Origin of the sequence: Bacteriovorax sp. BAL6_X (genome assembly GCF_000443995.1) — a bacterium.
In the GTDB taxonomy this organism is placed as follows: Bacteria; Bdellovibrionota; Bacteriovoracia; order Bacteriovoracales; family Bacteriovoracaceae; genus Halobacteriovorax_A.
This window is the reverse complement of sequence record NZ_AUMC01000010.1, coordinates 806129-820490: the sequence shown is the minus strand read 5'-3', so window position 1 is coordinate 820490 and position 14362 is coordinate 806129. Positions and strand designations below refer to the sequence as shown.

General features: G+C 36.0%; 19 protein-coding genes. 11 read left to right on the top strand and 8 right to left on the bottom strand.

From position 1 onward, the window contains the following. Positions 1 to 19: 19 nt before the first annotated feature. The 4 genes from M902_RS14640 to M902_RS14625 all read right to left on the bottom strand — a co-directional run bounded on the left by M902_RS14640 (position 20) and on the right by M902_RS14625 (position 2433). Positions 20 to 304: a putative quinol monooxygenase gene (locus tag M902_RS14640; RefSeq protein ID WP_021268441.1), complete on the bottom strand. Its 285-nt coding sequence runs from the start codon at positions 302 to 304 to the stop codon at positions 20 to 22. Between the two features lie 75 nt (positions 305 to 379). After that, complete coding sequence (locus M902_RS14635) at positions 380 to 580, bottom strand: hypothetical protein (RefSeq protein ID WP_021268204.1); 201 nt, start codon at positions 578 to 580, stop codon at positions 380 to 382. A gap of 8 nt (positions 581 to 588) precedes the next feature. Continuing rightward, the gene (locus M902_RS14630; RefSeq protein WP_021268345.1) at positions 589 to 1653 is read right to left on the bottom strand and encodes a mannose-1-phosphate guanylyltransferase; all 1065 of its coding nucleotides are present in this window, start codon (positions 1651 to 1653) and stop codon (positions 589 to 591) included. 66 nt (positions 1654 to 1719) lie between these two features. Continuing rightward, positions 1720 to 2433: an SPOR domain-containing protein gene (locus M902_RS14625; RefSeq protein WP_021268506.1), complete on the bottom strand. Its 714-nt coding sequence runs from the start codon at positions 2431 to 2433 to the stop codon at positions 1720 to 1722. A gap of 177 nt (positions 2434 to 2610) precedes the next feature. On the opposite strand from M902_RS14625, the gene M902_RS16650 reads away from it, so the two are divergent. The 7 genes from M902_RS16650 (at position 2611) to M902_RS16220 (ending at position 7212) form a co-directional block, all read left to right on the top strand. Next, positions 2611 to 2781 (top strand): Flp family type IVb pilin, encoded by a 171-nt coding sequence (locus tag M902_RS16650; protein ID WP_021268293.1) that lies wholly within the window; start codon positions 2611 to 2613, stop codon positions 2779 to 2781. Between the two features lie 9 nt (positions 2782 to 2790). Beyond that, positions 2791 to 3093, top strand: coding sequence for a hypothetical protein (locus M902_RS14620; RefSeq protein WP_021268413.1), 303 nt, complete (start codon positions 2791 to 2793; stop codon positions 3091 to 3093). Continuing rightward, complete coding sequence (locus M902_RS14615) at positions 3080 to 3715, top strand: hypothetical protein (protein WP_021268717.1); 636 nt, start codon at positions 3080 to 3082, stop codon at positions 3713 to 3715. The genes M902_RS14620 and M902_RS14615 overlap by 14 nt, the downstream gene beginning before the upstream one ends. A 36-nt stretch (positions 3716 to 3751) precedes the next feature. Then, positions 3752 to 4252, top strand: a complete 501-nt coding sequence (locus tag M902_RS14610; RefSeq protein ID WP_021267917.1) for a hypothetical protein — start codon at positions 3752 to 3754, stop codon at positions 4250 to 4252. Next, a complete protein-coding gene (locus M902_RS14605) occupies positions 4236 to 4526 on the top strand; it encodes a hypothetical protein (RefSeq protein ID WP_040314888.1) in 291 nt (96 codons plus the stop codon). The genes M902_RS14610 and M902_RS14605 overlap by 17 nt, the downstream gene beginning before the upstream one ends. A gap of 175 nt (positions 4527 to 4701) precedes the next feature. Next, positions 4702 to 6036, top strand: a complete 1335-nt coding sequence (locus M902_RS14600; protein ID WP_021268111.1) for a pilus assembly protein N-terminal domain-containing protein — start codon at positions 4702 to 4704, stop codon at positions 6034 to 6036. A gap of 9 nt (positions 6037 to 6045) precedes the next feature. Beyond that, positions 6046 to 7212 (top strand): CpaF/VirB11 family protein, encoded by a 1167-nt coding sequence (locus tag M902_RS16220; protein ID WP_021268269.1) that lies wholly within the window; start codon positions 6046 to 6048, stop codon positions 7210 to 7212. Here the strand turns inward: M902_RS16220 and M902_RS14590 are convergent. From M902_RS14590 to M902_RS14580, 3 genes are all read right to left on the bottom strand, one after another. Then, positions 7142 to 8182, bottom strand: a complete 1041-nt coding sequence (locus tag M902_RS14590) for an aspartate kinase (RefSeq protein ID WP_040314887.1) — start codon at positions 8180 to 8182, stop codon at positions 7142 to 7144. The genes M902_RS16220 and M902_RS14590 overlap by 71 nt on opposite strands. A 4-nt stretch (positions 8183 to 8186) precedes the next feature. Next, on the bottom strand, positions 8187 to 9872 hold the full coding sequence (gene ettA, locus M902_RS14585; RefSeq protein ID WP_021268576.1) for an energy-dependent translational throttle protein EttA: 1686 nt from the start codon (positions 9870 to 9872) through the stop codon (positions 8187 to 8189). An 81-nt stretch (positions 9873 to 9953) separates the two neighbouring features. After that, a complete protein-coding gene (locus tag M902_RS14580) occupies positions 9954 to 10814 on the bottom strand; it encodes a hypothetical protein (RefSeq protein WP_021268669.1) in 861 nt (286 codons plus the stop codon). Positions 10815 to 10866: 52 nt separating this feature from the next. Between M902_RS14580 and M902_RS14575 the strand changes: the two genes are divergently transcribed. The 4 genes from M902_RS14575 (at position 10867) to M902_RS14560 (ending at position 13633) form a co-directional block, all read left to right on the top strand. Continuing rightward, on the top strand, positions 10867 to 11157 hold the full coding sequence (locus tag M902_RS14575) for a hypothetical protein (protein WP_040314886.1): 291 nt from the start codon (positions 10867 to 10869) through the stop codon (positions 11155 to 11157). A 2-nt stretch (positions 11158 to 11159) separates the two neighbouring features. Beyond that, complete coding sequence (locus M902_RS14570; RefSeq protein ID WP_021267849.1) at positions 11160 to 12377, top strand: class I SAM-dependent rRNA methyltransferase; 1218 nt, start codon at positions 11160 to 11162, stop codon at positions 12375 to 12377. A gap of 13 nt (positions 12378 to 12390) precedes the next feature. Further along, entirely contained in the window at positions 12391 to 12837 is a 447-nt protein-coding gene (locus M902_RS14565; protein WP_021268090.1) for a DMT family transporter, read from the top strand. Between the two features lie 76 nt (positions 12838 to 12913). Further along, complete coding sequence (locus tag M902_RS14560; RefSeq protein WP_021268243.1) at positions 12914 to 13633, top strand: 1-acyl-sn-glycerol-3-phosphate acyltransferase; 720 nt, start codon at positions 12914 to 12916, stop codon at positions 13631 to 13633. Between the two features lie 12 nt (positions 13634 to 13645). On the opposite strand, the gene M902_RS14555 is transcribed toward M902_RS14560, so the two are convergent. Then, positions 13646 to 14167 carry a hypothetical protein gene (locus M902_RS14555; protein WP_021268621.1) on the bottom strand — a complete coding sequence of 174 codons (522 nt, stop codon included), beginning with the start codon at positions 14165 to 14167 and terminating at the stop codon, positions 13646 to 13648. Positions 14168 to 14362: the final 195 nt, after the last annotated feature.

Sequence of the window (14362 nt, the reverse complement as noted above, 5' to 3'; positions counted from 1 at the left end):
AAAGCTCCCTTATAGGGAGCTATCTTAATTTTTCTGCTCTTTTAACATCAAATTTTTCAACATTTTCATCAAAGAATGCTAAGAAGTGCTTAACATGCTCAGTTTCCATATGGGCCTTCCAGTGTGCCTCTGTTTCCCATATTTCATACAACCAAAAACTCGACGGATCTTCTTCTTCCTGATGTGGGTCGAATTTGGTACATCCAACTTCTTTATAAGTTTCTTCTACTAGTTTTAATAATTCAGTTTTAATCAATTCTGTTTTTTCAGGCTTGGCCTTAATATTAACGATAAGAACTAGCATAAAGTACTCCCTATTAAAAAGTTGTAAGAAAAGGCCCTAGCATGGGGCCACTTCTATTATTAATTTTTAAATTAGTTATTCAGCAGCAGTTTCTGTTTCTTCTTCAACAGCTGGTGCTTCTACTTTTGCAACTGGAGCAGTTATAAGTCCTGCATCAGTTAAAATTTTAACTTTTTCTTCTTTGTTAACGAACTTACCGTTTGCATCTTTAACAGCAAAACGACCAGATCTCTTTTTAACGATAGTGTACTCACCAGATTTTTTAACAACTTCCATGACTTCTCCTATAGTAATTCTTTGCGTTTATTATCTTTTAAGTGTTGAACAATTTCTTTTACTCGTTGTGAGTCATCTTTTGGCACTATCATTACGGCCTTATCATTAGAAACGACAACAAGATCTTGAACATTAATTAAAGAAACATGCTTATCAGGAGCATAAATTATATTCCCAGTCGCATCCTTTAAAAAAGTTCCATTACTATCAATTATAGTGTTTCCTTCCACACGGTCAACCACTTGTTCAAGTGCCTCCCATGAACCAAGATCATTCCAATCAAACTCAGCTTTAACTAAACTGATGCGACTTGATTTCTCCATAATAGCGTAGTCAATCGAGTCCTTTGGTATCTTATTATAAACTTCTTCAAGCTTGGCCTCGTCGTCAAGACTAGCCTTCAATTCTTCATAGAAAGAAAACATTTCCGCTGAATGGGCCGCAAACTCTTCTTTAAAAACACCAAGTGGCGCCATAAACATCCCGGCGTTCCAAACATATCTCCCTGTTGATAGGTATTCCTTGGCCTTCTCAAAATTTGGCTTTTCAACAAATTCATCAACCTTGAATCCATCACCAACGGCCTCACTTGTTTTGATATAACCATAACCAGTGTGTGGGAAGTGAGGAGGAATCCCAATCGTTGTAATCGTTTGCGTATCACTTGAAAGCTTTACGGCCTTCTCAAAGCTCGCCTTAAAGCCAGACTTATTTAAAATGACATGATCTGAAGGCATTACAGCGATAATATCATCCGAATTTGCGCCAGCGGCCTCTATGGCAGCAAGAGATAGAAGAATACAAGGTGCCGTATTTCGACCAGCAGGTTCATAAATAATATGTTCTTCAAGAATTTGATCTTTAGAGCAAGAAATAGCTAACTCAGATTGATCACGAGTAGTAATGATAAATCGATTCTTTAAGTCTACACTTTTTTCAAAACGATCAAGTGTTTGACCTAGTAGAGTTTCATTTCCAACAAGAGATAGATACTGCTTTGGTTTTGATTCTGTCGACTCTGGCCATAGGCGTGTTCCCTTCCCACCGGCCATAATAAGTGTGTAAATATTCATAAAAAATGCCCTTAAATAGTATAAGGGCATCGTATCATAAAAAATGTAAATGTTCTAAATGGTCAATTAATCGAATTTTGTAAAGAAATAATCACGCCCTGCAAAAAGAGATGGATGCTTCTTAACATATTGCTTCGCTTCAATACTTCTTTCAAATGCTCCAAGACTAACACGGAAACGATTACCTTTTCCAGGCACATCCTTTTCATTAACGATTGGACTAAAGCCTAAAACTCTAAAACCTTCTGCAAATTCCTTAGCATCATCAATTGACTCAAATGAGCCGACAACAATAGTGTATTTACCAGTATACTCATCAGTTTTTGAAACCGATTCCTCAATACTACTACTCTCGACTACTTGCTGCTGAACAGGTTCTGTAGCTCTTTCTTCAACAACTTCATTTACTGGTGCATCTTGAATACCAACATCATTGAAGTCTTTATTCTCATTTGAAAACTCATTAACCATCTTTTGCTTTAATGACTCTTCAATTCTCTTATTTAATTCTTCTTTTGAAACTTTCTTTGTCTCTTTGTCTTGAACTATTTCTTTAACCTTCTCCTCTTCAGGAGATGTTAGCTCAATCTTTTGCTTCTCATCCATTGGCTCAACAATAGCTTTTTCCTCTTTATTACTTAGTCCGGCCTTTTCAAAAGCATAATTAGATCCTATCTTAAGGCCAAAAAAGAATGAAGTGATTGCAACCAGGATGACAAAGATGACAACCAATAGGATTTCTTTTTTCTCAAATACGTAGAAGTTACTTTTATCGTTCATAAGGATATTTTAATCTCTCCACAATTATTAGCAACTTGCTGAAAATACTAGGAAAAATAATCCTTTATTTCATAATTGAAATATATCCCGACATTGAGGCTCAGGATAAAGACTCTCCTAACTTTCTATTTTATAACCCGTAAAGTTTTATGAACTTTGCCAAATGGGAGAAAGAAAATGAAAAAGATTTTAAAGAATAATAAAGGACAAGGTGTTATGGAATATATGATTATCACAAGCCTTGTCGGTATCATTTGTATTACTGCTGTAAAAACCCTTGGAACAAGAGTTCAAAAAAGACTAGAGGATGCATCTGATAAGATTACAAAGAGTATCAAAGTAAATTAATACACAAATATGAAAATACTTTCTTACACTCTATCTATAACTCTAATTGTCTTTGTCTTCCTCACAAGCTCAGCTGTTAGCGAAAAGTATCGTTGTAAAAATAGTATTGTCTTTCAAGCTTATGTGCACTCTTTAATAAAATCACATAATAATAAAAAATCATCAAAAACATTCTCTTGTAAAAGCCTCCTCTCACTTGAGAGGTGGTTTGATTCAAAAACACGGATTAAGTTTGTAAAAAATAAAAATGGAAAATACCTGAAGTATCGAAAAGAGAAGCATCACTTAGGATTTTCAAATGGCCTTAGATGAAAGAGGTAGTACTTCCCTAATAGCGGTCTTATTTTTTATGGCATTCATTGCCATTATCTTTTCAAATATGGCCCGCTCCTACGAAGAGCTCCAAATTATAAAGTATTACAATAAATCTTATATCTGCTCAAAGAAAGCAATTGTTGAGTACAAGTCCTTCTACAAAAAAATTTCTTATATTAATGTCGGCCTAAAAAGCCTTTTTTACGCTCAATTCTTTCCTTTAGCAGCGTGGCTAAAACCATTTATGAAGTATGGGGCCAAAGGACTTATGTATCTACAAAGTGCGCTTCGCTACTTTCTACGCTACAAGCTCTTAACAATAGCGGAGTGTGATGCAACTAATATACTAGGACTTCTTAAAACGGATCCGTTAGGAAAGAAAATATGGAAAATCAAAAGAAGGCTCGATACTTCAGCTGTCTTTGAAAAAAAATGGAAGGCCTTTATGCCCTTTCACTATACCGGGAGTAACCTATCAGAAAATCACTCATTCGTTATTACCTTAAAGTTCAAACTCGAAGAGGGAAAAATCTTAGACGATTTCACTCTCAACTCAAAGCACATGGCACCCAAGGGCATTCAACAATTGAAGGACTACTATGGACTTCAATTTTTGTAAGTACATTAATTCTTATGATTAACCTGGAGATTAAAATTGAAAATTCTAAACAACGAGAAATCCAAAACTTCATCAAAACCTGGAACTCAATCAAATAGCAACTCCCCTTCCTCACCACTTCTCTTTAATAAAGAGAAGGAAGAAAAGATGAAGAAGGCCCTCTATCTTAGGTTCTGGGTTGCATTGGTTCTTACTAATATCTTCACATATATCCTTTCAATTCCTTCACCACAGGCACTTCCGAAAGAGCACATTACAGTGGCAAAAGATGAGAGGCTTCTTAAGCTTAAAATAAATGAAATGACCAATCTTGTGGGAAGTGAAGAGTATGTGTCTTTATATGCAGGCCCTACACACATCACAAATAAGGCCAAGATCGTGAAAAAACTAAACGAAGAAGAAGTCCCTATTTATCTCGTAAAAATTTCCATTTCAGATTTGAATAGAATTGCTCCTTACAAGACTTTAGAGCTAGATTCCTATCCAGTTACAGATCTACCTAAATCCAGAGGAGGAGCTTATGAAATTGAAATTTAGCCTTATTACTATCCTATTATGTACAAGCATTCATGCACGAGAGGTCATTGTTTATACATACGACTCTGATAAAAACCACATGTTTGAAGTACTTAGCGAGTTAATGGCAAAGAATGGAATCAAGAAAGAAGATTTTCGATTTATAAAGAAAAAGAACCCATGTGAAGATATCTATAAAAGCGCCCTACTTCACATATGCTTTAGAGGTGAAGAAGCCGAGCCTTTAGTTGTTAGACAAGATAAGCGAGTGCTTCAAAACACATTTGGGCAATAAAAAAGGGCCAACGTCTTGGCCCTCTTTATATATCTGAAAAATAATTAAATATTAATCTAGATGAATTTTAAACTTAGGAGTAGTTCCCTTGTTTCTGTTATGCGCTTTTCTTTTAGCACCCATTTTTGTTTTTTTAGCATTACGCTTGTTTCTTGTAATACGAGTTCTTGATACCATGATAAATCTCCTCAATATATTTAAATCTAAATTAAAAACAGTTTTCGAGTATAGCTTTTTACTAAGTTTCCTGCCTTTTGTCAAAGTCATTAGCTTAATATGTATCGTAAATTTCAATATTTACGCAACTGGCTCAAATCAAATTACTCTGGCCATTGGCCAAGTTACTGAAATTTCATTATCAGGGATATCAAACTTCAGTATTTCCAATAAAGAAGTTTTATCGAGCAAAGCAATTCAAGCTCAGAACAAACTCTTTATTAAAGGAAAAATGCAGGGCCAATCGATTGTTACACTTTGGACCAGTTCAGGCAAGAAGAAGATACATGAAGTTTATGTCCTCTCAAAATCAGGTCAATTTAAAGTACTTGAAGTGTTAAACAACTTACGTCACTTTGGTATTAATGGAGAAGTTAAAGGCGATAAACTAATCATCTCCCAAGATATAACGACACTTGATCAGTACCTAGTTCTTAGGCCACTTCTCAATAAGAATAAAAGTATTATCTTTAAGGGCGAACTTAAAGAGAAAGTCGCAAAGAAAATTATTAGCGAAATTCATCACAGTTTTTTTCAAAATTACTACGATGATATTCGCTGTGAAAAATCAAAAATTGATATCCACTGCTTTACTAACGAAGAGATCTTAAAGGATAAGAAGTTCTTAGCGCCACTACAAAGTAAGCTTATGGTTAAGTTCTTTCTCTCTCAAAGGTTTGAAAATCTGGTCAACCATAAACTCGAAATGAGAATTATACAAATTGAAAGAATGGATGGAAAAGAGATTAATTTTGGTCTTGATCAAGTCGACGTCGGTCTTTCTGACTTACTCGATGAGGGGGCATCAGCACTCGCCAAAAGTCAGAGTATTGTTTTTAGAAATACTGATTATAATGTATCGACACTAGCAACTCAAAAAATCCTTTTACGTACAAATAACAAATCAACAGTACAAATGGGTTCCGATATCCCCTTTACAACTACAACAAACAACAACGGCAATAATACTCAATGGCGATTTGCTGGACTAAAAATTGAGATGCTTCTTGAAAAAGTAAATAACAGATACAAAGTAAAATATAGCACAAAGCTAACGAGACCGATGGGACAGACAAATGGTGATACCTATATAAACGGGAGTGCACAAGAGTCAAGTTTTCTAATCGAAAAAGGTATTCCTATCCAAATGTTTGAAATCGATTTAACAACTGATGACAATACCGGCAGAAGACTTCCCATTTTTGGTCAGATCCCCATTCTTGGAAAGTTATTTTCATCATCTGCTAAATTTAAAACGTACAAAAGAATTATTGCTATCGCAAAATTAAAATAGGAAAGATATATGTCACAAATTAATCATTACTTCTTCAATGAATTTAAAACTCTTCTAACAGAAAAGTCGAAAAAGACTATTCATTTAAATTTTGAGGAAATTATTCAAGAGACATTAGAAAGAAATAATTTACAAGACAATGACATTTCAAATTTAGAAGAGATTAAAGATTGGTTTAATAAGGTTTATCATCAAAGTTATATTGACGACCTTATAAAACTATATGAAGCAAATGAGTTCATTATTCACTCACCTAGTGATATCGAAGTTCACAAACAAGATAATCTAAATCTTAAAGTTGAATTTCTAAGTAATGAAGATTTTGTTCTAAGCCTTGTGTTTCTAACACAAAAGCTTAGTGTCGACTGGAACTTTAATTCACCATTTGCATCATTTAAAAATACACGAGTAATTGGTGGCACTGAAGTTGATCTTCGTGTCAGCCTTACACACCCATGTCTTTCGCCTAAGTCACAAGCAAAAGCATTTCTGCGAGTTCACTCAAAAGAGGTTTTTAAAATTTCAAACTTCACAACAGATATAAATGCACAAAAGCTAATGAATCAACTTATTGAAGACCACAAGAATATTGTCATTGCTGGTTCCACGGCCAGTGGTAAAACAAGTTTTCTAAGGGTTTGCAAATCATTGTGCCAAGAAGGCGAACATCATGTCATCATAGAAGATGTTGCAGAAATAGATGGTGATATCTCTCACTCAACCCACCTCTTATCACACCCAAGCGAAGGAAAAAGTCTAAAGGATTATTGTAGCTATGCCCTAAGGATGTCTCCCAAGAGAATCATTCTAGGTGAAATTAGATCGAGTGAAGTTATTCCATTCTTACTCGCCATGAATACTGGACACAAAGGAATGATGAGTACAATTCACGCCAATAGTGCAAAGGATACACTCCTGAGATTAACAACGTTGTTTTCAATTTTCTCAGAAAGCAAGAATGGAATAGACTTCGATCAAATTCTTAGGCTTATTTGTCAAAGTGTTGATCATGTTGTTTTTATTGAAAATAAAGAAATAAAGGAGATTATCGAAGTTCACGGAAGTGAAGCAGATCGTCCAATTTATTCGACACTTTATTTATTAACTAAGAAAATAACTGATCACCAAAAAGGTCTATCCACTCACGAAGATCTTGGCGATCAACTTCTAGCGTAAAGTAATCGTCATTATTCTCGTCTAATAGGAAAGTCTTATCGAGTAAGCTGGCCTCTTCAAGAGCAAGCCCGAAAACAGTGATAAAGTTTCGAGAGGCTTCATCTACTTCAGTAGAAATTGCACAGAAGTGATCTTCCTTGGCATCACTAATACAGCTACCTGCCTCGTTTGGATAAAATACACTCTTTACGATAAGCGGAAGATTAGCTTCAATCAAAGGATTCATCGTTCTGTGAAAAAGTATCTTCGCTCCTTTATTAGTTAGGAGCTTTGTTTGGCGATAACTAAGGTTATGAATGAGCGGAGCATTACTGAGAACCTTAGGGTCATGTCCATAAACCCCTTTTACATCCTTCCAAATCACAAGTTCTTGTACATCATCTAGTGCCCAAGCAAAGATTGCAGCAGAGTAATCAGATCCTTCACGGCCAAGAGTTGACGTCTGGCCATCAGTTGTTCGTGCAACAAATCCTTGAGTAATGATTAGAGCATGCTTATTTAACTCTTTGCAATTTGCCTTCGTGTTCTTAAAGAGAACCTTGGCCTCGTTAAAGTTTCGATTTGTGACAATATAATCACGAGCATCAGCATGAAAGATCTCTCTTCCCTGTTGTTCAAGATAGCTTGCAAGAATCGAGGTAGAGATTCTTTCTCCTATACTGTAGATAGAGTCAAGTGTGGCACTTGATTTGGGAAGTGCAAGATAACCTATTAATTCTTTTTTAAAGCTAGAGAGATCAACGGAAAGCTCTAGTTCGTCAACGATTACTCTATGCTTTTGAAAAAAAGCTTCAACTAATGAAGCGGGGTTTTCATTAAAATAAATTGATTCTAGTTCGTTAGTTGAATTATAGGTCGCAGATAGTACAACGAGTGCATCATTTGGACATACTAGGATTAAGTCTGCAATCTGCTTAATGGCAGCAGCACTTTTAATAGAGCTGCCACCAAATTTATATACACTTCTCAAGTTTCTAGTCTCTTGTTAACTTCTTGTATGTATAACGTTTAGGATTAAGAGCGGCATCACCAAGACGCTTTCTCTTATCTTCTTCATATTCATCAAAGTTACCTTCAAACCACACAACTTTACCATCACCTTCAAAGGCAAGGATATGCGTAGCAAGACGATCTAAGAAGAAACGGTCGTGGGAAATAATAACGGCACAACCAGCATAATCAACGAGGGCCTTTTCAAGGGCCTGTAGCGTATTTACATCAAGGTCGTTTGTCGGCTCATCTAAAAGGAGAACATTCCCACCTTCTTTAAGAACCTTTGCAAGGTGAACACGGTTTCTCTCACCACCTGAAAGCTCAGAAACTTTCTTCTTCTGGTCTTCACCAGAGAAGTTGAATTTAGCGATATAGGCACGAGAGTTTACTTCTTGCCCACCAACATTGATGAACTCAGTTCCATCGGCAACAACATCATATATTGTCTTATCTGGATCCAGATCACGTCCTTGATCAACGTAGGCAAGTTTAACAGTATCACCCACATCAAAAGTTCCTGAAGTTGGCTGCTCTTGACCAGTAATCATTTTAAATAATGTTGTCTTACCAGCACCGTTTGGACCGATAATACCAACGATCCCACCAGGAGGTAGAGAGAATTCTAAGTTCTCATAAAGTAATTTATCATCAAATGCTTTTGAAACACCATGTGCTTCGATTACCTTATTACCAAGACGAGGTCCTGCAGGAATGAAAAGATCATTCGTTTCATTTCTCTTCTCACTTGAGATCTTTGCTCTTTCCTCATAATTTTTGATACGAGCTTTTGACTTCGCCTGACGAGCCTTAGGGTTGGAGCGAATCCACTCAAGCTCTTCATTCATGGCCTTTTGTCGCTTTGACTCAGTCTTTTCTTCTTGAGCTAAACGCTTTGCTTTTGTTTCTAGCCAACCAGTGTAATTTCCTTCAAAAGGAATTCCTTGTCCACGGTCAAGTTCTAGAATCCATCCTGCAACATTATCTAGGAAATAGCGGTCGTGTGTTACAGCAATTACCGTTCCCTTATATTGTTGTAGGTGTCTTTCTAACCACCATACAGTCTCTGCATCAAGGTGGTTTGTCGGCTCATCTAGTAATAGAATATCTGGTTTTTGAAGAAGTAAACGACATAGTGCTACCCTTCTCTTTTCCCCACCTGAAAGGTTTCCACACTTAGCTTCTGATGGAGGACAATTTAAAGCTTCCATTGCAAGGTCAAGTTGATTATCAAGCGTCCAAGCATCAGCTGCATCAAGTTTATCTTGAAGCTTGGCCTGCTTATCTAATAAGTCATTCATTTCGTCATCTGACATAGGTTCTGCAAATTTTGCAGAAATCTCATCAAATTTTGCAAGAAGATCAACTGTCTCTTGGCAACCCTGTTGCACGACTTCTCTAACAGTTAACTCTGGATCTAGTTTTGGCTCCTGCTCAAGGTATCCAACTGAATAGTTCTTTGCTAAGTGAGTTTCACCTAAGTGGTCTTGATCGAGCCCTGCCATAATCTTTAGAAGTGTTGACTTACCAGCACCGTTAAGACCTAGGACACCGATCTTAGCTCCATAGAAATAAGAAAGTGAGATATTTTTTAGAACGTGCTTTTGTTTATAAACTTTTCCAACACGATTCATTGAATAAATAATTTGCTTATCATTTTGATAGGCCATCAGCTGACTCCATTTGTTTTTTTATTACCCAAATAAAGTACCTACAAAACGATAGAATATCAATTATAACTGCTCATAAGCTTAAAGATTTAAATGACTTATTAAGCGGAAAAAGTTTGCGACATAAGGCACAAAGAAGAAGATCACAAGCCACGCAAATTTGAATATCTTTAATCGTTGTAAAAATACTTCATTTTCACTTCGGTAATCATCCCACAAGTTAATTTCAATTGACTCAAGGTCTTCACAAATATCTGCTCCCTGATGCTTTTTCATCTCAATGAGGGCCGAGAGTCTTCGAAATAAATCCTTTGCCAAGTTTTGGTTCATCTCAACAATTGAGTTGATTGATGAACGGTGGATAAGTTGATTGATGGGAGTCCCAACGTCGTACATTAGCTTAAAGACAAGGTAGGAGTTTAAGATCTTACTTATTGGTGCGAGGAATTTATGTTTTAGTTTTTTGATCAACAAAATGAAGCTAATTACACCAATCATATTATAGAGGAAGGCCAAGGCCAGAAAGAAGTAATCAGTCTTTAGCCCAAGTATATTAGTTGCAAAAATATTGAGAGCAAATGTAAGTCCCATGGCCATAAGAAACTGAAATAGGGTTTCATTGATCGTTCCTGAGACCTTTTTCTCTATTTGTAAATCATTTGAAAGAGCATGGCGCATTTTTGCAAGCGTACGACTTGTTGCAGCGCCAAATTCTTTTGCAATCTGAGCAATTTCACAAACTAGTGAGTCATAGAATTTATATTTTGAAAGTTGTGATAAATCTCCCATCAGATTAAGCTGGGATACTTCAATTAATAAGTCCTTACCTCTTTGGTACTCTGAACGCATTTGAAATTTCAATAAGTTAAACCTTTCAATTATTCTTTCAGCAGGGATGAAAAGAGCGATAAGTGAGATGGATATAAAAGATAAAATTGCCAAAATAGACCTCCTATCTTGACGTAACGCTATGTATCTGAAATAACAATATTCCATGGAAAATAAAGAAGAGTTATTTCACATTCGAAATGAAAAGCATGCTATCAAACAGCAATCAGAAGATATTAATCATCCTGACTTCTATCTCAATGATGAGCTGCTAGAAGAGCTACAACTCTTTTGCCAAAATTTTGATCCATACCGTGATATGGACCTTGAAACGAAATTTCGCTTACAAGAATTTGGCGTTCTTGAACTCTCAAATCCTTTTGAGATTACAAATAAACTTCTTCTCTTGCTAGAGAACAACCTTCAGTATCGTATTAAGATAGAAAAAGAAAAGTAACAATGAACAAGAAAACCGCAGGTCGTCCACGCATTCGCACACCTAGGGTAGAACTACACCCTGCTAGTGTTAAATATATTTTCAAAGGCCATCCTTGGATTACAAAAGATAAGTATTCTCTAAAGTTTCCAAAAGGATCTCCTTTTATTACAGCTAAGCTTGATGAAGTTAAGAACGATGATGCGAAATTTGTTGTAATGCTTAATGATCCTACTCACGATAGTGTTCTTGCTAGAATTTGGAGGATTGGTGAAGGCTCTTCACACCTAGGGCCAAAAGAGTTTTACTTTGAATTACGTGAGCGTATGCAAGCAAGTTTTGAGGCCCGTGGAAATATCGACAACCGAGAAAACTACTACCTAGCTTTTGGTGAGTCGGATTACTTACCAGGATTATTTATTATACGTTTGAAGGATAGAATCTTAATTCAATTTTATGCAAACTTTTGGAACCACTTTGAAAGTGATGTTCTAAAAATTGTCAAAGACTTCTACCCTAAAGATACGATTTGGGTTCAAAAAAGAAACCTTAAGCGCAAGAAAGAATTCTATTGTGCTACTAATAAACAATTAAAAGAAGATAATTTCATTATAGAAGAGTTTGGCGTTAAGTATCAGATAAAGCTTAATCAATTCTATGATATTGGTATATACACTGACATGGCCGCCATTAGAGACCGTGTAAAAGACAACTTTGATGAAAAAAGTGTTTTAAACCTTTATAGCTATACTGGAGCTTACTCTCTCTTTGCCCTTAAGCAAGGCGCTACAAACGTAACAAGTGTAGATCTTTCACAAAAGTACCTTGATTGGTTACAGGAAAATTTAGTGCTTAATGAAATGAGTGAGGATCATGAGTCACTTTGTATGCCGACAATTAAAGCACTTGAAAAGTTCAAATCAGAAGGTCGTAAGTTTGATTTAATTATTTGTGACCCTCCAAGTGCATCAAGTGATGGAAAGAAAGTTTCCAAAGCTATTGATGCGTATAAAGATATGATTCCTCTATTTGATATGATTCTAAATAAGGGTGGAAAGGCACATATCTTTTTAAATACTCATTCAATTACAAGAAAGAAGTTTGAAAATAAAATCAAAGAATATATTGGCAACCGTAAGATTAGTATCACAGGATCTCTAAAACTTACTGGTGATTGTCCATCTCTCAAGGGCTTTATTGAAGGCGACTACCTTAAGGGATTAACACTTTTAAAGAAATAAAGGATAAGAGTAGATGACAAGTAACCTAGCGATAATCGTTCCCCTATTTATTGGTTGTATTGGGATTCTTCAGGGTGCCCTCAATCGATTAATGACAAATGATATTGGCCTTACATGGATGGCCCTTCTTGGAAATTTTGTTACTCTTGTTGTATGTACTGGCTTCTTCTTTTTCGTTAAGCACAACCCTGAACTCTTTCCTGAGTTTGTTCGCTTAAAAGAGTTCCAATTTAAGTGGTGGTATGTCATCCCTGGCTTCTTTGGATTCTTATTCGTTGTTGGACTGCCTCTTGGAATCTATGAGCTTGGTGCCGTTAAAACAACAGTAGGCCTAATTGCGGCCCAAATGGTGACAAGTGTCCTATGGGATATATTTGTTGAAAATATCTCGTTAACTGTGCCAAAGGGACTTGGAATTCTTATGGCAATTGGCTCTGTTCTATTAATCACACTGTTTTAACAGTTACTTATAAATAGCGTTAATACACTTTAATTTTATAGTCTGACACAGATAATTCCTATGCTATAAAGTAGAAATGCTTTTAATGTATTTTCGTCTATTCACAGCAGGATTATTCTTAGTTATTGGAACTTTAATCTGGATTCCAATCTGTATGTTGCGTCCGGCGAATCGAGGAAATACTTATCTTATCGCCAACTATTACTCGTGGCTAACTCGTTTATTTTTACATCTTAAAATTGATGCAAGGGTAAAGAAAGACCACAAAGACGTTAGAAATTCAGTAATTATTTCTAACCATCAATCCAACCTCGATATCTTCTTTGTTGGGCCGGCACTACCAAGACGAACAGTTTCATTAGGAAAACAGTCTCTAGTATGGATTCCTATCTTTGGCCAAATGTATTACTTGGCAGGCAATATTTTAATTAATCGTACCAACCGAAAGAAGGCCTGGAGAGCGATGGCGGAGGTGGCCCGTACAATTAAAGAAGATAATTGTAATGTATGGATTATGCCAGAAGGAACTCGCTCTAAAGGACGTGGACTTCTACCATTTAAAAAGGGCCCATTTGTTGTTGCCATCCAAGGACAGCTCCCAATTTATCCTGTCGTATTTTCTGAATATGAAAAGTCATTTGACCTAAGAAAACTTAAGCCTGGAAAAGTTATCATTGAAGCTCTTGAGCCGATTTCAACTGAGGGATTGACGATGGATGATATTGGGGATCTCATGTACAAGACTCGTGAAAGAATGCTTGCCCATATTAATAAACTTGCTGAAGAACTATCTTAACCTTTATTCGTATTAGAAGATATTTACTCTTGTCATGTAATCAACTTTTCTAGCGTCTGCTCTTCTTAGTGGCCCTTGCGTACCTGGCGCAGTTGTTCTTCTTCCATCATTTATAGCAGCATTACTTGTTGGACACTCCATTCCTAGGCCGCAAAGATCTTTTCTATTTAAGAAAAGCGCCGCCTCAATAAAGCTATATTTTTTACCATTATAGATAATCTCTAAATCTTCAATCTTACCTGTTTTATTAGGAAGGATAACGAAATCACCCTTTTCTAGAATATCAAATAGGAACTCCTTGTACTGTGCATATTCTTTTGTAATTTTAAAAAGAACATCATTATAATCTCTACTATTTGGATCTTTTGAATAAGCACTTACAGTATCACCGAAAACTCTAATTGATCTAATATCTTGATCACCATAGTACTTAGTTCTAATTTTTAAATCACCAGAAGTTGCAAAGATTTGCTGGTAAGCAAATGAGTTAAGTGCAACAAATAGAACTAAAATTGATTTGATAAGTGTTTTCATATTTTCCCCTCTATACCTATAGAGATGCACTTTGTGTGCCAATTATCTAATGTATTTCTGGGGAGTTAGCTCGTATATATCTTAAACAGTGTCTATTTGGGGAACATTTTGGGGTATTCTGCGCTGAGGAAACATCAAATAGCTGAAGCTATTTGAGTATAACGCAGCCCTTCCCATTGCTCCAGAGACAACAAA